This window comes from Blastococcus sp. TF02A-35 (genome assembly GCF_004571075.1).
Taxonomy (GTDB): domain Bacteria; phylum Actinomycetota; class Actinomycetes; order Mycobacteriales; family Geodermatophilaceae; genus Blastococcus.
Window position 1 is genome coordinate 25991 of the sequence record NZ_SPQP01000032.1, and the last position, 18487, is coordinate 44477.

Here is an 18487-nt window from a genome sequence, read left to right on the forward strand (position 1 = left end):
CCGGCCCTCGCTCGGCGCCCTGTAGAACGGCGTGAGAGCACGGCCACATCGATGTGGGGAGTCGCATGAGCAACTCGTTGGTCCTGGCGCCCGCGCCGCGGTCCGAGGCCGCCGAGCAGGTGCGGGCGGAGGTGCGCGAGTTCCTCGCGGCCGAGCTGGCGGCGGGCACGTTCCGCACGCACGTCGACACCTGGCTGTCCGGCGTCGACCCGTCGTTCTCCCGGAGGCTGGGGGAGCGCGGCTGGCTGGGCATGACGTGGCCGAAGCAGTACGGGGGCCACGAGCGGTCGGCGATGGAGCGCTACGCCGTCACCGAGGAGCTGCTGGCCGCCGGTGCGCCGGTCGCCGCGCACTGGATCGCCGACCGGCAGTCCGGCCCCAACCTGCTGCGCTACGGCACGGAGAAGCAGCGGGAGGAGATCCTGCCGCGCATCGCCCGCGGCGAGTGCTACTTCGTGATCGGGATGAGCGAGCCGGACTCCGGCTCCGACCTGGCCTCGATCCGCACCAGGGCAAGCCGCGACGAGTCCGGTGACTGGGTGGTCAACGGCGCCAAGGTCTGGACGTCGAACGCGCACGCCTCGCACTACGGGATCGTGCTGGTGCGGACCTCGCCCGCGGACCCGTCCAACCGGCACGCGGGGCTGTCGCAGCTGCTGGTCGACCTGTCGCTGCCGGGCATCACCGTCAACCCGATCCGGATCCTCGACGGCGGGCACCACTTCAACGAGGTGGTCTTCGAGGACGTCGTCGTCCCGGGCGACATGCTGCTCGGGACCGAGGGCGACGGCTGGCACCAGGTGACCGCGGAGCTGGCGTTCGAGCGGTCGGGGCCGGAGCGGTTCCTGTCGACGTACCCGCTGATCGCCGAGTTCGGACGTCGGGTCGCCGACACCGGTGACGCCGCCCAGCTGGCGGCGCTCGGCCGGCTCTCGGCGCGGGCGCTGGCGCTGCGGCAGATGTCGCTGCGGATCGCTGCGGCGCTGGACCGCGGGGAGCTGCCGAACATCCCGGCCGCGCTGGTCAAGGACGTAGGGACGACGTTCGAGGCCGACGTCATCGACGAGATCCGGCGGGTGGTGGACGTGACGCCGTCGCTGGACTCCCCGGACCCGCTGGCGCGGGCGCTGGCCGAGGCGCAGCTGCACCAGCCGGGCTTCACGCTGCGGGGCGGGACGAACGAGATCCTGCGAGGGATCGTGGCGCGTGGATTGGGGCTCCGCTGATGGCGTCGGACCAGGACCTGGTGGTCGAGACCGTCCGGGACATCCTCGGCGGCTTCGAGCCGTTCGTGCTGACGGCGGACCGGCGGTGGGACTCCGGGCTGTGGTCGGCGCTGGCCTCCGCGGGGTTGACCGGCGTCGGGCTCCCGGAGTCGGCGGGTGGCTCCGGCGGCGAGCTGGCGGACGCGGTGGCGATCGTGCGGACGCTGGCCGCCGGTGCGGCCGCGGTGCCGGTGGCCGAGCAGCTGCTGGTGGCCGGTCCGGCGGTGGTGGCGGCGGGGCTGCCCCTGCCGTCGGTGGAGGAGCCGCTGACCTTCGCCGTCGCCGACTCGGTGAGCGCCGCTCCCGCGGGCGAGGGGTCCACGCTGAGCGGGACGGCTCTCGACGTGCCGTGGGCGGGGGTGGCGCGGCACGCGGCACTGCTGCTGCCGGGGCCCGCGCTGGCGCTCGTCGACCTGTCCGGGGTGACGGCCGGGTCCGCGTACAACCTGGCGGGGGAGCCGCGGGGGTCGCTGACGCTGGACGGCGTCCCGGCGCTGGTGCAGCCGCTGACCGAGGGGCAGGCGCAGGAGCTGCGGGCCGGGTTCGCGCTGGCGCGGTCGGTGCAGCTGGCGGCGGCGCTGGAGCGGGTGCTCGACTGGACGGTGCAGTACGCCGGGGAGCGGCACCAGTTCGGCCGGCCGCTGGGGAAGTTCCAGGCGATCCAGATGGAGCTGGCCGAGATGGCCGGCGAGGTGGTCGCGGTGACGGCGCTCGTCGACGCCGCGGTCCAGGCGCTGGGGCGCGGGTCGTCGGACGTCGTGCTGGCGGCTGCCGCTGCGAAGGTGCGGGCGGGGGCGGCGGTCGAGGTCGTCGCGCGGCTGGCGCACCAGGTGCACGGCGCGATCGGGTTCACGCAGGAGCACAAGCTGCACCACCTGACGCGGCGGCTGTGGTCGTGGCGGGACGAGGCGGGCACGGAGCTGGTGTGGTCGCGGGTGCTGGCGACGGGGCTGCTGGCCGACGGCGGCGACGGGCTGTGGCCGGCGCTGACCCGCGTCGTCTGACGCGCTCGCCGTGAGCTGCCCTGCACCGCGCATGGTCGCGGGCCCGCGTGGGCAGCGGGTCGGGGAGGGTCGACGGTCGACCTGACGGAGGGGGCGTCGTGCGACGACACCGCAGGAAGCTGGCCGCGCTGGGGCTGGCGATCGGGCTCGGTCTGACCGGCTGCGCCGCTGGGGACGGGGGCTCGGGCGGCGACGACCCGGGCATCACGGAGAACGAGAACGAGCCGGATGAGAACGAGGGCGGCTCGGGTGACGACGGCTCGGGTGACGACGGCTCGGGTGACGACGGCGGGTCCGGGGGCTCCGGCGAGGACGAGAACGAGCCCGACGAGAACGAGGACGAGCCGGACGAGAACGAGCCGGACGAGGACGACGACGGCAGCTGAGCTGCCGCCGTCCCCCTCGTCTCAGACCGTCTCGGGGACCCGCAGCTGGGCGAGGACGAGCTCGAAGGCGGCGACCTCGACGACCTCGGCACCCATGGCGCGGCAGAAGTCCTGCCGCATCTCGCTCACGGTGTCCTGGGCGGCCAGCATGGCGTCGCGGCTGTCGTAGGTGACGGCGGTGGTGCTCCGGCCGTCGTCGTGGTTGGTCAGCATGCTGACCGCGCAGAAGCCGGGCAGGTCCTCGAGGCGCGGGACGATGCTCATGCCGAAGGCGTCGATCATGCCGTCGAGGTGCAGGGGACGGTTCTTCATCCAGGTGACGCGGGTGCAGGCGCCGGGGCCGGTGGGGTGCAGCCGGTGGAGGACGTCGATGGTCCAGGCGTCGACGGTGGCCGGTCCGCCGATGATCTCCGCGGCGCGGGCGCGCATGGCTTTCACCTCGGAGGCGCTGCGCTGGAGGGCGGCGGTGTCCTCCCAGGCGCTGGTGATGATGCAGCGGCCGGACTGCCGGTCGGCCAGCATCGACAGGCCGATGAAGCCGTCCATGCCCATGACGGCGGGCAGGACCCGGTCGCTGATGTAGTGGATGCCCTTGTCCAGGCTCTCCGGACTGCCCTGGATGGTGGTGGAGCGCGCGCGCATACCGAGTCCCCCTCGCAAGCGGGCGAGCCACGGGCGGCGTCGCCGCAGGGATGACTGTCCTCGCTCCGGCCCGGTTTGGGAACTCGATCGGTCGCGGGCTTGGCTCAGCAGCGCATCGGGTCCGGTGGTGCGGTCTCGTCGAGCCACGGTGGGTCGGGCTCGGCGTCGAAGCACCAGCCGGGCGGGACGGTCGTGCGCGAGACCCCCGACGGGGTCCGGACGATGAGCCGGCCGTCGTCGAGGAGCTCGAAGTGCCAGCCGCTGGCGAAGGTCTTGATGCGGTGGTGCCGGCGGCAGAGGCAGCACAGGTTCTCGCAGGTCGTGGCTCCACCGTCGGCGTGCGAGACCACGTGGTCGAGGTCGAGGCGGCCGGGTCGGCGGCGGCAGCCGGGCATCCGGCAGTGCCTGTCCCGCACCTCCACGAAGCGCCGCTGCTCGGCCGCCGGTCGGTAGCCCGGTGCGGTGCGCGGCGCCCGCAGGCCCGGACCGCGGCAACCGTCGCGGCCGCCGGCGCCCCGCTCCAGCTCGCGGGGCGAGGCCAGGGCGACGAGGCCCGCGGACGGGTCGCCGATCGCGAGGTGCACCGAGCCTCCGGCAGGGGCGGCGTCGACGCCGAGCATGCCCAGTCGCTGGAGCAGCTCGCGGCACTCGGCGGCGGTGACCACCTCACCGGCGATCTCGGCGGCGGGCTGCGGCCGGCCGGAGGGGTGGCGCAGGGAGGACAGCGGCACGTGGACGACGAGCTTGGCGGTGACCGACGGCCGGGAGGTGTCCCACGGCCGGAGGATGAGGTCGGCGGCGACGGCGGCGCGGATGACGCCGATGGGCCGGGTGTCGCCATCGGCCCGCAGCATCTGCGCGTACTGGTCGATGGCGTCGACGCAGGCGGCGGACTGGGCGACCGGCAGGTCGATGACCACCTGACCGAGCCCGTCGCCGGTCGGGCGGTGGGTGACGTTGGCGTGCCGAGCAGCTTCCTCGCGCCGCTTGTCGAGCGCCTCGGCGTCCAGCTTGGCGATCAGGCGGCGCACCCGCTGGCGCAGGAGCGGGACGGTGAGCGTCTCGGCCGCGGGCAGGACCTGCTGCTCGATCCGGTCGACCACCGTCTGGCGCACCGGGGCCAGCAGGTCGACGAGGGCGCGCATCTTCCGCACGTCGAGCCGGCCCTCGTACAGGGCGTGCCAGGTGCCGCGCAGCTTCGTCGTCAGCAGGATCGACTCGAGGGCGAGCGTCTCGGCCTCGGCTTCCGAGCAGTTGCGGATCATGGCCAGCTCGGGCACGAAGGTCTCGGAGACCTCGGCAAGGGCCTGGTGCCGGCGCAGCCGGGAGTCGTGGCCGGGGCCGCCGCGGTGACCGAACTCGGCGTCGCGCTGGATGTGCCGGCGGCGGGCGAGGGCGGCGACCGCGCCGGCCAGCTCGGCGGCGTAGCGAGCGGCGCGAGCATCGGCTGCCCAGATGTCGGCGACCAGCTCGAAGTCGCCGAGGGACGGCGCCAGGTCCTCGCGCGTGGCGAGCAGCAGCTCGCCCTCGCTCGGAAGCTCACTGACGTCCATAACCGCAGGATAGAGGCCAGGTACGACAGTTTTCCGCGTCAGTCGTAAGGGTTCGTGAGGACCGATCGGGCCTGGAGGACGTCGAAGGTGACCGGTGGTCCGTCGGTGGTGGTGGTGCCGGGGACGTCGGCGGGGGCGCTGCCGTTGACGGTGAAGGTGGCGCTCCAGGTGACGGTCAGGTGCGCGGTGTAGGTGCCGGACCGGTAGTCGTGCTCGATGGTCTGGTTCGGGTAGGGCTGGCCGGGGTGGGTGGTGACGATCTGGCCGCTCGGGTCGCCGGTGTGCCAGGTGAACTGTTCGGCGGTGGCCTGGATGACGACGGTGAAGCCGCGGATGTCGACCGTGAAGGTCTGGGTGGTGGGGGAGTCGGTGTAGAAGATCACCGGCAGTCCGGCCAGGCCGTTGCCCGGGGGCTGGTGCTGGGTCGTGAGGGTCGGTAGTGGCAGCCGCTGGAAGTAGCTGAACACCTCGTCGCCGGAAGGAGGCGGGTTCAGGGGTGTGATGTCGATGCAGCCCTGGCGTACGTCCTCCCAGGTACCAACGGGTGTCCCCGGCGCGAGACCCGGCACGACCTCGACGACTGCGGTTCCGTCCGCTCGAACGACGGGACGTTGTTGCACCACCAGGTATTGAATGACTCGACCGGGTTGCTGAGGGCATTGGCGGAAATCCATCGACGAGCACGCTCCTTCCCGCTCGTCCGACAGGACGCATAGGTGCCGCAGGCGCCAGATGTAGTCCACGGCGTCGCTGGGTTGCTGCGCCACCAGTCCGGTCACGCCGACACCTGAGTAGCCGACTGATGCGGAGCCATCGCTCAGGTTGGTGTCAGGGCAACGGTCGTACCCGCATGCGGAGGCCGCGCTCGGGACAACCAGCAAGAAGCCGACCAACGCAAGGACCACACCGATGCGGTTCATCCGAGATCGAAGCTCTCGACCAACCAAGACCGCTCGTTGTCGGACCACCGCAGGGAGATGCCTGAACTGAGTCCCGTGGCGGACGGTTGACCTGCATCGATTGGCGCGCCGGACGAGTCGAGGCGCTGCACGGCCGCCTGACTGGCAAGAAAGCTAATGGTCACTTCGCTGTCGGCGAGTGTCGGCTTCGCCGCGTCGTCGATGCTAACGGCGCCGCCCTGGTAGCGAGTGCCCGCAGCGGCGGCTTCGTCGTAGTTCTGAGCAATCCGTTGGCAGTTCTGGCACTCGGGACCAAGGTCCCGCAGCGGGGCGCCATCGGGAATCGAACGCTGACGGTTGATGAGGTCGATCCAGTACTTCAGAAAGGCTTCGGCGCCGGCGGCGTCCTTGGTGCGGGCCTCGTCGGGCACCGGGAACTCGGCCGGGCCGACTGGCGGGAGCGACTCGGTGGTCTCCGGCGCGGCGGTCGGCAGGGTGTCGTTGGCTTCCTGCTTCTCCGAGCACCCGCCCAACACCAGCGCCGCAAGGGCAGCAGCGGTCAGGGTGCGACGCAGTCCACGAAGATCACGCACCGCCGCAGACTACGCAGGACCGGACGTCGTCGGTTCCGTATCTGTGGACAGCGCTCCGCCGCGGCGATGGTCTGTCCTCGACGTCCGCGTCAGTCGTGAGGGTTGGTGAGGACCGATCGGGCCTGGAGGACGTCGAAGGTGACCGGTGGTCCGTCGGTGGTGGTGGTTCCGGGGACGTCGGCGGGGGCGCTGCCGTTGACGGTGAAGGTGGCGCCCCAGGTGACGGTCAGGTGCGCGGTGTAGGTGCCGGACCGGTAGTCGTGCTCGATGGTCTGGTTCGGGTAGGGCTGACCGGGGTGGGTGGTGACGATCTGGCCGGTCGGGTCGCCGGTGTGCCAGGTGAACTGCTCGGCGGTGGCCTGGATGACGACGCTGAAGCCGCGGATGTCGACCGTGAACGTCTGGGTGGTGGGGGAGTCGGTGTAGAAGATCACCGGCAGCCCGGCCAGGCCGTTGCCCGGTGGCTGGTGCTGGGTCGTGAGGGTCGGCAGCGGGAGTTGCTGAAAGTAGCTGAACACTTCCTCCGGCGAGGGCGGCGGATTCAGTGCCGTGACGTCCACGCATCCGCGGTCGAGGAAATCCCACCCACCTAGCGGAGTCCCAGGCGGGGTTCCGGGCAGGACTGGTATCCCGTCAATCGTTGTAGGGCGATTCGGAAGCACCAGATTCTGTCTCTCGAGCACCAAGTCCTGAATAACTCGTCCGGGCGCGGTTGGGCAGCTGCGGAAGTCGCTGGCTCGGCATGCGCCGTTGTCGCGGTCGTCGACGACGCATGGGTGTGACAGTTGGTAACGGTAGGGAGGCTCGGGCGGGGCGGCATTGTTGGCGACCCACTGATGGCCCGCGCCGCCTTCGACGTTCGCTGCGTAGAGGGAACCCGGGCTGAAGCCGACATTGGGGCAGAGCAGCAGCCCACAGCGCTGGTCAGCGGACGCCTGGGATGGAAGGACGAGCGCAAGCACAGCGACGCCGAAGAGCATGCAAGCCCACGCGCCTCTTCTCATCCGAAGGCCATGTAGGTCATCCGCCAGGACTCAAGCTCCTGGTCCCAGTTGAGCGCGACGCTGCCCGGCAGACCGATGAAGGCGTCCGATCCTCCCTCAGCCAGGGGATTGCCCGACGCGTCACGAACGACCAATTGCGTCTGATCCAGCCGGATCGCCATGTCAGCCCGTGCATCGCGGATCAGCGGCGGTGCTGTTTCCGTGATGGTGATCTTCCCGCCGTCGTAGCGGTGACCGGCCTTGGCACTCAGTTCCGCGTTCTCAGCGATGCGATCGCAGTCATCGCAGTTCTCACTTAGCTGCCGAAGGGGAGCAGCATCCAGAGTCGTGGCCGTGTAGTTAAGCAGATCGAAGTAGTAGCGGACGAATGCCTCAGCCCCAGACGCGTCCTGAGTGCGCGCAGCGTCGGGGAGTGGCAAATCCTCCGGACCGAGCTGCGGTCGTGAATCGGTTGTTTGAGGACTGGACGCGGCGGTCGGCAGGGCGTCGTTGGCTTCCTGCTTCTCCGAGCACCCGCTCAACAGCAGCGCCGCAAGGGCAGCAGCGGTCACGGTGCGACGCAGTCCACGAAGATCACGCACCGCCGCAGACTACGCAGGACCGGACGTCGTCAGTTCCGTAACTGTGGACAGCGCTCCGCCGCGGCGATGGTCTGTCCTCGACGTCCGGTCAGTCGTAGGGGTTGGTGAGGACCGATCGGGCCTGGAGGACGTCGAAGGTGACCGGTGGTCCGTCGGTGGTGGTGGTGCCGGGGACGTCGGCGGGGGCGCTGCCGTTCACGGTGAAGGTGGCGCCCCAGGTGACGGTCAGGTGCGCGGTGTAGGTGCCGGACCGGTAGTCGTGCTCGATGGTCTGGTTCGGGTAGGGCTGACCGGGGTGGGTGGTGACGATCTGGCCGGTCGGGTCGCCGGTGTGCCAGGTGAACTGCTCGGCGGTGGCCTGGATGACGACGCTGAAGCCGCGGATGTCGACGGTGAAGGTCTGGGTGGTGGGGGAGTCGGTGTAGAAGATCACCGGTAGCCCGGCCAGGCCGTTGCCCGGTGGCTGGTGCTGGGTCGTGAGGGTCGGTAGTGGCAGCCGCTGGAAGTAGCTGAACACCTCGTCGCCGGAAGGGGGTGGGTTCAGGGGCGTGATGTCGATGCAGCCCTGGCGTACATCGACCCAGTCGCCTACCGGGTCACCCGGACCCAGCACACTTGGTACGTCGACTGGCGTTCCGTCGGCGTTTGGTGCGACCGTTCCGTCCTCGCGAACTATTCGGCGCTGCTGGACCACTAGATAGCGGATCACTCGCCCCGGTTCCTCCGGGCATGGACGAAAGTCCATGGGCGAACACGCGCCCTCACGCTCGTCGGACAGCACGCACAGGTGCCGAAGCCGCCAGATGTAGTCGGCGATGCCCTCGGGGCTACCGGCGACGAGGTCAGCCACGCCGCGGCCCTCGAAGCCGACATCGATCGTTCCGTTGTCGACATTGGTGTTGCCGCAGTCGTCGAACGTGCAGGCCAGCGCAGGGGAAAGATCAGCCAGCATGGCTACGACCGTCAGCAGTAGGACGGTCAGAGTCCGAGCGACCTTACGGATCATCCGAGCGTGAAGCTTTTCACGAGCCAGGACTTATCGGATTCGGACCAGTTCAAGGTGATGCCGGAGCTCAGCGCCGGGGCCGGGTCGGGCCGGGCCTCCAAGATCGCTCCATCCCGGTTCACTAGAGAGACGGGCTCTCTCCGAGCGACGAACGCGATCATCGCTTCGCCGTCCCCCATCTGAGGCGCCACACTTTCGGTGATGGTCAATTCACCGCCCTCGTAGCGATTGCCGGCCGATGCCGCAGAGTCGTAGTTTCCAGCGATTCGTGCGCACTCTTGGCACCCGGGACCCAGGTCGGTGATGGCTTGGCCGGCAGGCACGGCGCGTTGCCGATTGAGCAGGTCGATCCAGTACTTCAGAAAGGCTTCGGCGCCGGCGGCGTCCTGGGTGCGGGCCTCGTCGGGCACCGGGAAGTCGGCCGGGCCGACTGGCGGGAGCGACTCGGTCGTCTCCGGCGCGGCGGTCGGCAGAGTGTCGTTGGCTTCCTGCTTCTCCGAGCACCCGCTCAACACCAGCGCCGCAAGGGCAGCAGCGGTCAGGGTGCGACGCAGTCCACGAAGATCACGCACCGCCGCAGACTACGCAGGACCGGACGTCGTCGGTTCCGTATCTGTGGACAGCGCGTCCTCCGCTCCCGGATCGGGTGAAGCGCCCTCGGACCGCAGGCGCAGAATGCGGAACGGGCGACCGAACCGTGGCCGCCGGGACGAGGGAGCGCGTGGACGTGGCCGAGCAGGGACCGTTCGACACCAGCGGCATCGAGGTCGGCGCCGACGGCATCAAGCGCTACACGGGCCTGACGGCGAACGTCGTCACGCTGCTGAAGGAGACCGTCGAGCGCCACGGCGACCGCACGGCCGTCGTCGAGCTGAACGGCCCGACCGCCACATACGCCGAGCTCTGGGACCGCGCCCGCCGCGTCGCCGGCGGCCTCCGGGCCAGCGGCATCCAGGTCGGCGACCGCGTCGCCGTCAACCTGCCGAACGGCCTGGACTGGGTGCTCGCCTACTGGGGCGCGCACCTCGCCGGCGCCGTCGTCGTCCCCATGAACACCCGGCTCTCCGGGCCCGAGGCCGCCTACATCCTCGAGGACTGCGCAGCCGCCTACGTCGTCAGCCCGGGGGAGCCGCTGCCCGACGGCGAGCCGGTCGACCTCCCGGACCCGAGCCGCAGCGACGTCGCCGCGCTCTTCTACACGAGCGGCACCACCGGCCGGCCCAAGGGCGCGATGGTCACCCACGACAACTTCGTGACGACGGTCGAGAGCGTCATCCGCTGTCGCGAGCTGCCTCGCCACCCCGACCAGGCCACGCTGGTCTCGGTGCCGCTGTTCCACGTCACCGGCTGCTGCTCGCAGTTCATGACGCAGGTCGCCGTCGGTGGGACGTCGGTGATCATGCCGCGCTTCGAGCCGGCCGCCTTCCTCGCCGCGATCCCCGAGCACCGGATCACCCTGGTCACCAGCGTGCCGACGATCTACGAACTCGTCCTGCGCCACCCGTCGTTCCCGACGACGGACGTCAGCAGCGTCCGCACCCTCAGCTACGGCGGCGCCCCGATGGCGCCCGAGCTCGTGCACCGGCTCCTCGACGCCTTCCCGGAGGCTCGGCTCGGCAACGGCTTCGGCCTCTCGGAGACGACGGCGCTGGCCACCTTCCTCCCGCACGAGTACGCGGCCACGCACGCCGACGCGGTCGGTTTCCCGGCCCCGGTGGACGACGTCCGCCTGCACCGCCCCGACGCGGAGACCGGCGTGGGGGAGCTGCTGGTGCGCGGCCCGAACGTCGTCGCCGGCTACTGGGGCGCCCCGGAGAAGACGGCGGAGACGATCGTCGACGGCTGGCTGCACACCGGCGACCTCGCGACGATCACCGACGGCATCGTGCGGATCGTCGACCGCGCCAAGGACATGATCAACCGCGGCGGCGAGAACGTGTACTCCGTCGAGGTGGAGAACGCGCTGGCCGCGCACCCGGACATCGTCGAGGTGGCGGTCGTCGGCGTCCCGGACCCGGTCATGGGGGAGAAGGTGGGCGCCGTCGTCCTCCCGCGGCCGGGTGCCGACGTCGACGGCCTCATCCCCTCGCTCTGCGACTTCGCCCGCGAGCGGCTCGCCGACTTCAAGACGCCGCAGTTCATCCGGCTGGTCGACGGGCCGCTCCCGCGCAACGCCGGCGGCAAGGTCCTGAAGACGGCGCTGCGCGAGGCGGACGGCTGGACCGAGGTGCCGCGGCTCCGCTAGCGCCGTCGGCTTCGCTACGTTGCCGGGGAACCTCCCTCGGCGACAGGAGCACCCGTGCGCATCGGCATGCCCATCTCCTACAGCAGCGGGTTTGCCGAGACCGCCGCGGTGATCGCCGAGTACGAGAGCGTCGGGCTCGACACCGTCTTCGTCGCCGAGGCCTACTCCTTCGACGCCGTCAGCCAGCTGGGGTACCTGGCCGCGCGGACGTCGACGGTCGAGATCGCCTCCGGGATCCTCAACATCTACTCCCGCACGCCGGCGCTGCTGGCGATGACCGCCGCCGGCCTCGACTTCGTCTCCGGCGGCCGGTTCACCCTCGGCATCGGTGCCTCCGGACCGCAGGTGGTCGAGGGCTTCCACGGCGTCCCGTACACCGCCCCGCTGGCCCGCACCCGCGAGGTCGTGGAGGTCTGCCGCACCGTCTGGCGGCGGGAGCGGCTCGACCACCACGGGAAGCACGTCGACGTGCCGCTCACCCCCGAGCGAGGGGGCAGCGGGCTGGGCAAGCCGCTCAAGCTGATCAACCAGCCGGTCCGGGAGCGCGTCCCCATGGTGCTGGCGGCGATCGGCCCGAAGAACGTCGCGCTCGCCGCGGAGCTGTTCGAGGGCTGGCAGCCGACGTTCTTCCTCCCCGAGGGCGCCGTGACGGTGTTCGGCGACGCGCTCGCCGAGGGGACCGCACGCCGGGACCCCGACCTCGGGCCGCTGCAGATCGTCGTCGACGCGCAGCTGCTCGTCAGCGACGACGCAGACGAGCAGGCAGCCGCCCTGGAGCGGGTGCGCGCCCAGCTGGCGCTCTACGTCGGTGGCATGGGCGCACGCGGCAAGAACTTCTACAACGACCTCGCCGTCCGCTACGGCTACGAGGAGGCGGCCGCGACGGTGCAGGACCTCTACCTGGCCGGCCGCAAGGACGAGGCCGCTGCGGCGCTGCCGGACGAGTTCGTCCGCGGCGTCTCGCTGGTCGGCCCCCGCGGCTACGTGACCGAGCGGGTCGCCGCCTTCGCCGAGGCGGGCGTGACCACCCTCAACGTCACGCCGCTGGCCGGTGAGCACGCCGACCGGCTGCGCTCGGTGGAGCTGCTCACGAGCCTCGGCTGACATCGGGACCGGCGACCAGCGCGACGACGTCGCCGTCGGCCGCCAGGTGCAGGCTCCACGAGGCGTCGTCCAGCAGCTCGCGCAGCGCCTCGACCCACGCGTCGTCCTCCGGGGTGGGGGAGCAGGTGCCCGGCCGGCACAGGGCCAGCGCCAGGTGGCCGCGACCGCCGAGCTGGTCGGCCACGACCGACCCGTGCACCTGCCGCAGGTCCACCAGCAGCGCGACGTCGGGACCGAGCGGTACGCCGTCGACCGGGATGACGATGGGCAGCTGACGGCCGTCGGCCCCGAGCCAGGTGAGCCACAGGCTGCGGGCGGTGAAGAGCGGGGGGTCGAGCAGCACCCGCCAGCGCGCGGTGAGCTCCGCGGCCGAGCGGACAGGGGCGTCGTCGAGGGAGGGCGTCGTCATGCCGGCCACCGTGTCAGGTCGCGGAACCCGCGTGGGCGTTGTCCACAGGCCTCAGAGGCGGCTGGTGGTGGCGTCGTCCTCCTCGCCGGCGAAGTAGTGGTCCAGCACCTCGCGGAACACCGGCTGGTCCGGTGCGGCGTGCGCGAACAGCGTCATCGAGGAGCGCAGCTTCACCGCGTCGACCGGGCCCATGACCGCCACCGGGTCGTCGACGTCCAGCGCCGTGAGCGCACGGGCGCACTCGACCAGCCGCCGGCCGAGCACCGGGTGCGCCACGTAGGCGCGGGCCTCGTCGAGGTCGGCGACGGCGAACCGCTGCGCCATGCCGCTGCGGCCCAGCCCCGCGACCTGCGGGAAGACGAACCACATCCAGTGCGTGCGCTTCTGCCCTGCGCGCAGCTCGGACAGGGCCTGGTCGTAGGTGTCGCGCTGGGCGTCGACGAACCGCTGCAGGTCGTGGGGGTCGCTCACGACCTGCAGCCTGCCGCACCCGATGAGTTCCCGTCGCTGCGGCGGTCGGAACCGGCATGCAGACGACGACGCTCGACCTCGGGCCGCAGACCGCCGAGGTGGCCCGCGTGGCCGCCGGGGTGCGCGACTTCCAGCTGTGCCATCCGACCCCGTGCGAAGGGATGTCGGTCGCGGCCCTGCTCGACCACCTGGTCGGGCTGACCCTGGCGTTCCGCTTCGCCGCGGAGAAGACCCCGTTCGCCGGAGGGCCGTCCGCCGCCGCGGCGAACCTCGCGCCGGACTGGCGCACCCGGCTCCCGGCCCAGCTGTCGGCGCTGGCCGACGCGTGGCGGCAGCCGGACGCCTGGGAGGGCATGGCGGACGTGGCCGACGTGCGGCTGCCGGCACCGGCGATGGCCGCCGTCGCCCTGAACGAGGTACTGGTGCACGGCTGGGACCTGGCCGTCGCCACCGGGCAGCCCTACCGCGCCGACGACACCGCGGTCGAGGCCTGCCTGGACTTCGTCGGGGACCGCATCGACACCAGCGGCGAGCCCGAGGGGCTCTTCGGGCCGGTGGTCCCGGTGCCGGACGGCGCCCAGACCGAGCACGAGGGGCACGACCACCGATCAGCGCCGGGCCAGAGCGGCCGACGCCAGGAGCAGCTGCCCGACGACCAGCGCGAGGCCCACCCACATGAGCGCGCCGGCACCGGTCGAGCCGCCGTGGTGGTGCATGCCGGCGCCCGGGTCCGTCCCCGCCAGCATCTGGGCGTGCACCAGCAGCATCGCCGCGTCGACCGCGGCGGTGAACCGCCACACCGGACCGGTCGGGAAGCGCCACAGGTGCCAGGCGCACGGCAGGCACGCCGCGGCCATCGCGACCATGACCAGCGAGCCGAGGGAGGTCGCGTCCAGCAGCAGGAGGTGCACCGCGGCGGACGCCAGCGCGAGGGGGGCGGCCACCCGGCCGAGGGCGAGAGCCCCCGGCCGGGCGGCGATGACCGTCGTCGTCACGAGCAGTGGCCCGTGTCGGCGGCGCAGTGGGAGGACGTCGACCTCGGGATGCCCAGCGCCGGGTTGCGGTCGAAGAAGCCGACCGGCTTGAGGGTGAAGCCGCTGTAGTCCGTCGGCATGACCGGCCAGTCCTCGGGGCGCGGGTAGTGCGTGAGCCCGAAGGTGTGCCAGAGGACGACGTCGGCGTCCTCCAGCGGTGCGTCGCCGGCCACGAAGGACGGCAGCCCGCCGTCGCCCGGGTGCTGGTTGACGAAGTCGCCGGCCGCGTACTTCTCGGCCGGGTCGTACTCGGTCACCCACAGGCTCTTCGTGGAGAAGGCCGCCCGGGACGCCACCGAGGAGGAGTCCGCGGCCAGCAGCACGGGGGAGGCCTCCGGGTGGAGCGCGTAGCCGACCGGCTGGCCGAGCCGGTTGGTCTTCGACGGGTTGACCACGTGCCAGGTGCGCCCGACGGTGGCGTCGGTGACCCGAGCGGCCTCCGACTCCCGGGTCAGGGGCGTGAGCCTCCGGGTGAAGGCGTTGCCGTACGGGTTGGTGTCGCTGACCGGCATCCGGACGGCGTCCACCTCGTGCACCGTGTTGCCGACGCCGTCGACGGCCATGTCCAGCCGCGCGGAGAAGAGGTGCTGGTGGAAGGGCGCGCCCAGGCCGGGGGCGATCTCGGTGGCGTACGGGTGCTCCTCCCCGCGGTAGGCGGAGGTGAACACGATGCCGGTGGCCTTGCTCTCCAGCTGGATCGTGCCGTCGGTGTAGAGGTACCAGTAGAAGCCGTAGTCGTAGTTGCCGATCGTGGTGAAGAAGCTGATCACCAGCCGGCGCGACCGCCGCGTCTCGACCATCCCGTTGAAGATGTCGGTGTGCTTCCAGGCCACGCCGTAGTCCTCCTCGTGGAGGCAGATGGCGTTGCGGATGACCCGCGGGGCGCCGTCCTCGTCGGCGAGCGTGGCGTCGAAGTAGTGGATCTCGCCGAGGCAGTCGCAGCCCAGCTCCAGCGAGTTCGTGTACCGGGCGAAGAGGTACTCGCCGGTGTCGAAGTAGTTCTGCCAGAACCGGACCGGTGAGGGGTCGGCGTAGGGCACGACCATCTCCGAGATCGAGGCCCGGTGCACGACCGAGCGGCCGTCGATCGACAGCTGGTTGAGGGTCAGCCCCTCGCGGGCGTCGAAGCCGACGCGGAACTCCCAGCCGGCCCAGCGGACGACGTCGTCGTCCGCGGTGAAGCTCGGCCCCTCGGGCTGGGTGATCTCGATCGGCTTGAGGTCGCGGACGGCGTGCGGGTGGGTGGCCTGGTCGAGGTCGGCCCGCTCCACCGGCACCGGCAGGTCGAAGTGGTCCTGGACGTCGATGGCCACGCCGCGGGTGATGTCGACGAAGGCGACGACGCCGTCGACCGGGTGCGCCCAAGGCAGGTCGGCCGGGTCGGCCTGGTGGAAGCCGAGCACGCGGACGATGCGGTGGCCGTGCTCGTCGGGGAAGTAGGACCCGGCCGACAGCGGCACGCTGCGCACGTCGGCGACGTCCAGCCCACGCTTGGCCATGGCCGAGACCCACCGCTCGTCGGCGGCCAGGATCGGCTCGATGTCCTCGAACTCCGCGTCGAGGATCGGCACCTGCCCGTCGACCAGGGCGTCGATGACGTCGTCCCGGACGACGGCGCCGCCGGTGACCGAGACGGTGACGTCGCGGCCGTGGCCGGTGGCGCGGTCGAGCAGCAGCATGCGCACCTTCCGCTCGACCGGGTCGCCGGGGGAGAAGGCGAGGACCTCGCGCTTGTGCGGCTCCTCCAGGCCGACGTAGACGAACTTCGTGCGCTCGGCGACGAGGCCGGCGTCGCGCGCGATCTCGGTCGCGGCGGTGATCTCCTCGGCGGTGAGCCGGGACAGCGGGTGGGTGGCGGTGGTGACCGGCGCGGTCATGGTCATGAGCGGGAACTCCTGAGGGGTCAGCGGGACAGCGGGACGTCGGGGCGGAACCGGTGCAGCACCGGGCCGGCGAGCAGGGTGAGCAGCAGCAGGACGCCGGCACCGGCACCGAGGGCGGTCGAGCCGCCCATGAGCAGGGCCAGGTTCTGCAACAGGACGACCAGGACGGCGGCGAGGCCGAGGAAGCCGAGCGCGGGGGCGACCAGCGTCTGCCAGGGCCGGGTGTCGACGCGGGTGCGGCGGAAGAAGACGAGCACCGCGGCGCAGGTGAGGAGCATCAGCCCGACGATGCCGACGGTGGCGATGCCCGACAGCCAGGTGAAGACCTCGAGCACCGGGTCCAGGCCGGCCAGCGCGCAGACCACCATGAGCGCGACGCTGATGACGGTCTGGGTGAGCGAGGCCGAGCTGGGGGAGGCGTGCCGGGTGTGGGCGTTGCCGAGGCCGCTGTGCAGCACCCCGGTGTTGCCGAGGTTGAAGTAGTAGCGGGCCAGCACGTTGTGGAAGCTCAGCGCGCAGGCGAACAGGCTGGTGACGAGCAGGACGTTGAGGACGTCGGCGGCGAGGGTGCCGAGGAAGACCTCCGTCGTCTCGACGACCATGCTGCCCGGGTCGGCGGCGGCCCGCTCCAGGGCGCCGGCGTCGCCCCAGGCGCTGACGATCGCCCAGCTGGAGACGGAGTAGAAGACGCCGATGACCGCCAGCGACAGGTACGTGGCGCGGGGGATCGTGCGCTGCGGGTCGCGGGCCTCGTCGCGGAAGACCGCGGTCGCCTCGAAGCCGATGAAGCCGGCGATGGCGAACATCAGGCCCAGGGCAGGGGAGCCGGAGGTGATCTCCGCCAGGTCGACGATGCCGCCGGAGAGGCCCTCCTCGCCGCCGCCCTGGCCGACGATGGCGACGTCGAGGACGACGACGATCGCCACCTCGGCGACCAGCAGCAGCCCGAGCACCTTGCTGGACAGGTCGATGTGCCGGTACCCGAGCCAGCCGATGACCGCGACGACGGCGAGGCTCCACGCCCACCACGGCGGCGAGGCGACCCCGTAGCGGGCGAGCAGGTCGGCGATCGCCTGCCCGACGAAGCCGAAGACCGCGCCCTGGATGGTGATGTAGGTGAGCAGGGCCAGCATCGCCGCCCCGAGCCCCGTGCCCCGGCCCAGCCCACGCTGCACGTAGGAGTAGAAGGCGCCGGCCTGCGGCACGTGCGGGGTCATCGCGACGAACCCGACGGCGAACAACGCCAGGATCACCGCGCTGATCGCGTAGCTGGCGGGGAAGCCCGCGCCGTTGCCCGCGACGATGCCGATCGGCACGGCGCCGGCGACGACGGTCAGCGGGGCGGCCGCGGCGACGACCATGAAGACGATCGCGCTGACGCCGAGCGAGCCGGTGAGGTTGCGGGTGGCGACGTCGGGGGTACGGGGGCTGACGCCGGCAGCCGGCGGCGCGCCGGTGGCGGGCGGGTCGGAGATGGCCATGCGGTCTCCTGGGTCCGGCGGCGCCGGGGTCGGCGCCGTTCGGTGCAGGACCCTGGTCGCGGGACTTTGCCGCTGCGTCTCCGCCGGCGAACGTTCCAGCACCGCCGAGTGCGGCGGGACGGGAACCGCCTTCTCATCCGCGTGCACGCGCCGAGCACAGGGCCGAAACACCGGCGCAACGGTCGGCTGCAACCGTCGGCGGGTCGCCGACCGCCGAGGAGTGCCCGTGCCGCCTGCCGCTCTGCTCTCGCGGGTGTCCCCGGTCGCCGGGCTCCACCGACGGCGGCTGAGCTTCCTCGAGGTGCTGGCGCAGTCGGTGTCGGCGCTCGCGCCGTCGGCCGCGGTGGTGACGGTGCCGGCGATCATGTTCGCCGCGAGCGGCGCGGCCGCGCTGCCCGCCGTCGTCGTGGCGACGGTGCTCGTGCTGCTGGTCGGCTGGTGCGTCACCCAGTTCGCCCGCCGGATGGCCGCCGTCGGCGGGGTCTACAGCTACACCGCCAAGGGGCTCGGACCCTCGTGGGCGCTGGTCGGCGGCTGGTCGCTGGCCATCGGCTACGCCGCGGTGTCGATGTCGGCGATGGTCGGCTGCGCCCTGTACCTGCGGGCGCTGCTCGGGCTCTCCGGCCCCGGCGTCCTGGTCGCCCTCGTGCTGGCGGTCGGGGTGCTCGCCGGGTGCAGCACGGTGCGCGGGATCCAGCTCTCGGCACGGCTGGCGCTGGCCCTGGAGGTGGTGTCGATCGCGCTGGTCGTCGTCGTGCTCGGGGTGCTGCTGCTGGCGGCCGACGGCGGCCCGGGGACGGCGGCTCCCGTGGTGGACGGCGACGCGCGGTGGGGCGGGCTCGCGGTCGGCGTCGTCCTCGGCGTCGTCGGTTTCATGGGCTTCGAGAGCGCCGGGACGCTGGGCGTGGAGGCGCAGCGCCCGCTGGT

General features: G+C 71.9%; 19 protein-coding genes. 7 read left to right on the forward strand and 12 right to left on the reverse strand.

What is annotated here, in order from left to right; genetic code table 11:
* Window positions 1-65 precede the first annotated feature (65 nt).
* The 3 genes from E4P43_RS14755 to E4P43_RS14765 all read left to right on the forward strand — a co-directional run bounded on the left by E4P43_RS14755 (window position 66) and on the right by E4P43_RS14765 (window position 2655).
* Entirely contained in the window at window positions 66-1226 is a 1161-nt protein-coding gene (locus E4P43_RS14755) for an acyl-CoA dehydrogenase family protein (RefSeq protein ID WP_135146221.1), read from the forward strand.
* The gene (locus E4P43_RS14760) at window positions 1226-2269 is read left to right on the forward strand and encodes an acyl-CoA dehydrogenase family protein (RefSeq protein WP_135146222.1); all 1044 of its coding nucleotides are present in this window, start codon (window positions 1226-1228) and stop codon (window positions 2267-2269) included. Before E4P43_RS14755 ends, E4P43_RS14760 begins: the two co-directional genes overlap by 1 nt.
* Before the next feature lie 98 nt (window positions 2270-2367).
* Window positions 2368-2655 carry a hypothetical protein gene (locus tag E4P43_RS14765; protein WP_135146223.1) on the forward strand — a complete coding sequence of 96 codons (288 nt, stop codon included), beginning with the start codon at window positions 2368-2370 and terminating at the stop codon, window positions 2653-2655.
* A 21-nt stretch (window positions 2656-2676) separates the two neighbouring features.
* Here the strand turns inward: E4P43_RS14765 and E4P43_RS14770 are convergent, their stop codons facing one another.
* From E4P43_RS14770 to E4P43_RS14805, 8 genes are all read right to left on the reverse strand, one after another.
* A complete protein-coding gene (locus tag E4P43_RS14770) occupies window positions 2677-3297 on the reverse strand; it encodes a hypothetical protein (RefSeq protein WP_135146224.1) in 621 nt (206 codons plus the stop codon).
* A 104-nt stretch (window positions 3298-3401) separates the two neighbouring features.
* Window positions 3402-4850: an HNH endonuclease signature motif containing protein gene (locus tag E4P43_RS14775; RefSeq protein WP_135146225.1), complete on the reverse strand. Its 1449-nt coding sequence runs from the start codon at window positions 4848-4850 to the stop codon at window positions 3402-3404.
* A 38-nt stretch (window positions 4851-4888) separates the two neighbouring features.
* Window positions 4889-5770 carry a hypothetical protein gene (locus E4P43_RS14780; RefSeq protein ID WP_135146226.1) on the reverse strand — a complete coding sequence of 294 codons (882 nt, stop codon included), beginning with the start codon at window positions 5768-5770 and terminating at the stop codon, window positions 4889-4891.
* Window positions 5767-6342 carry a DUF6318 family protein gene (locus E4P43_RS14785; RefSeq protein WP_135146227.1) on the reverse strand — a complete coding sequence of 192 codons (576 nt, stop codon included), beginning with the start codon at window positions 6340-6342 and terminating at the stop codon, window positions 5767-5769. Before E4P43_RS14785 ends, E4P43_RS14780 begins: the two co-directional genes overlap by 4 nt.
* Window positions 6343-6431: 89 nt before the next feature.
* Entirely contained in the window at window positions 6432-6902 is a 471-nt protein-coding gene (locus tag E4P43_RS20615) for a hypothetical protein (RefSeq protein ID WP_245159147.1), read from the reverse strand.
* Window positions 6903-7342: 440 nt separating this feature from the next.
* Window positions 7343-7897, reverse strand: coding sequence for a DUF6318 family protein (locus E4P43_RS14795; protein WP_135146229.1), 555 nt, complete (start codon window positions 7895-7897; stop codon window positions 7343-7345).
* A 118-nt stretch (window positions 7898-8015) separates the two neighbouring features.
* Window positions 8016-8933 carry a hypothetical protein gene (locus tag E4P43_RS14800; protein WP_135146230.1) on the reverse strand — a complete coding sequence of 306 codons (918 nt, stop codon included), beginning with the start codon at window positions 8931-8933 and terminating at the stop codon, window positions 8016-8018.
* Window positions 8930-9505, reverse strand: a complete 576-nt coding sequence (locus E4P43_RS14805) for a hypothetical protein (RefSeq protein WP_135146231.1) — start codon at window positions 9503-9505, stop codon at window positions 8930-8932. Before E4P43_RS14805 ends, E4P43_RS14800 begins: the two co-directional genes overlap by 4 nt.
* Before the next feature lie 155 nt (window positions 9506-9660).
* Here E4P43_RS14805 and E4P43_RS14810 point away from each other — a divergent pair, with 155 nt between their 5' ends.
* Window positions 9661-11178, forward strand: coding sequence for an AMP-binding protein (locus tag E4P43_RS14810; RefSeq protein ID WP_209313897.1), 1518 nt, complete (start codon window positions 9661-9663; stop codon window positions 11176-11178).
* A 54-nt stretch (window positions 11179-11232) separates the two neighbouring features.
* The gene (locus tag E4P43_RS14815; protein ID WP_135146233.1) at window positions 11233-12282 is read left to right on the forward strand and encodes an LLM class F420-dependent oxidoreductase; all 1050 of its coding nucleotides are present in this window, start codon (window positions 11233-11235) and stop codon (window positions 12280-12282) included.
* On the opposite strand, the gene E4P43_RS14820 is transcribed toward E4P43_RS14815, so the two are convergent.
* Window positions 12266-12691: a hypothetical protein gene (locus E4P43_RS14820; RefSeq protein WP_135146234.1), complete on the reverse strand. Its 426-nt coding sequence runs from the start codon at window positions 12689-12691 to the stop codon at window positions 12266-12268. The genes E4P43_RS14815 and E4P43_RS14820 overlap by 17 nt on opposite strands.
* Before the next feature lie 51 nt (window positions 12692-12742).
* On the reverse strand, window positions 12743-13162 hold the full coding sequence (locus tag E4P43_RS14825) for a DUF1810 domain-containing protein (protein WP_135146235.1): 420 nt from the start codon (window positions 13160-13162) through the stop codon (window positions 12743-12745).
* A gap of 56 nt (window positions 13163-13218) precedes the next feature.
* On the opposite strand from E4P43_RS14825, the gene E4P43_RS14830 reads away from it, so the two are divergent.
* Window positions 13219-14265 (forward strand): TIGR03086 family metal-binding protein, encoded by a 1047-nt coding sequence (locus E4P43_RS14830; protein ID WP_135146236.1) that lies wholly within the window; start codon window positions 13219-13221, stop codon window positions 14263-14265.
* On the opposite strand, the gene E4P43_RS14835 is transcribed toward E4P43_RS14830, so the two are convergent.
* Both E4P43_RS14835 and E4P43_RS14840 read right to left on the reverse strand, forming a co-directional pair.
* Window positions 14154-16079, reverse strand: coding sequence for a primary-amine oxidase (locus E4P43_RS14835; RefSeq protein ID WP_135146237.1), 1926 nt, complete (start codon window positions 16077-16079; stop codon window positions 14154-14156). The two genes, E4P43_RS14830 and E4P43_RS14835, sit on opposite strands and share 112 nt — an antisense overlap.
* Before the next feature lie 20 nt (window positions 16080-16099).
* The gene (locus E4P43_RS14840; RefSeq protein ID WP_135146238.1) at window positions 16100-17560 is read right to left on the reverse strand and encodes an APC family permease; all 1461 of its coding nucleotides are present in this window, start codon (window positions 17558-17560) and stop codon (window positions 16100-16102) included.
* 226 nt (window positions 17561-17786) lie between these two features.
* Between E4P43_RS14840 and E4P43_RS19995 the strand changes: the two genes are divergently transcribed.
* Window positions 17787-18487: amino acid permease (locus tag E4P43_RS19995; RefSeq protein WP_167759197.1), on the forward strand; the 701-nt coding region annotated here is incomplete at its 3' end.

Coding starts and splice junctions, on each gene's coding strand:
- E4P43_RS14755 (WP_135146221.1), top strand. CDS start 66: ATGAGCAACTCGTTGGTCCTGGCGCCCGCGCCGCGGTCCGAGGCCGCC.
- E4P43_RS14760 (WP_135146222.1), top strand. CDS start 1,226: ATGGCGTCGGACCAGGACCTGGTGGTCGAGACCGTCCGGGACATCCTC.
- E4P43_RS14770 (WP_135146224.1), bottom strand. CDS start 3,297: ATGCGCGCGCGCTCCACCACCATCCAGGGCAGTCCGGAGAGCCTGGAC.
- E4P43_RS14775 (WP_135146225.1), bottom strand. CDS start 4,850: ATGGACGTCAGTGAGCTTCCGAGCGAGGGCGAGCTGCTGCTCGCCACG.
- E4P43_RS14780 (WP_135146226.1), bottom strand. CDS start 5,770: ATGAACCGCATCGGTGTGGTCCTTGCGTTGGTCGGCTTCTTGCTGGTT.
- E4P43_RS14800 (WP_135146230.1), bottom strand. CDS start 8,933: ATGATCCGTAAGGTCGCTCGGACTCTGACCGTCCTACTGCTGACGGTC.
- E4P43_RS14820 (WP_135146234.1), bottom strand. CDS start 12,691: ATGACGACGCCCTCCCTCGACGACGCCCCTGTCCGCTCGGCCGCGGAG.
- E4P43_RS14830 (WP_135146236.1), top strand. CDS start 13,219: ATGCAGACGACGACGCTCGACCTCGGGCCGCAGACCGCCGAGGTGGCC.
- E4P43_RS14835 (WP_135146237.1), bottom strand. CDS start 16,079: ATGACCATGACCGCGCCGGTCACCACCGCCACCCACCCGCTGTCCCGG.
- E4P43_RS14840 (WP_135146238.1), bottom strand. CDS start 17,560: ATGGCCATCTCCGACCCGCCCGCCACCGGCGCGCCGCCGGCTGCCGGC.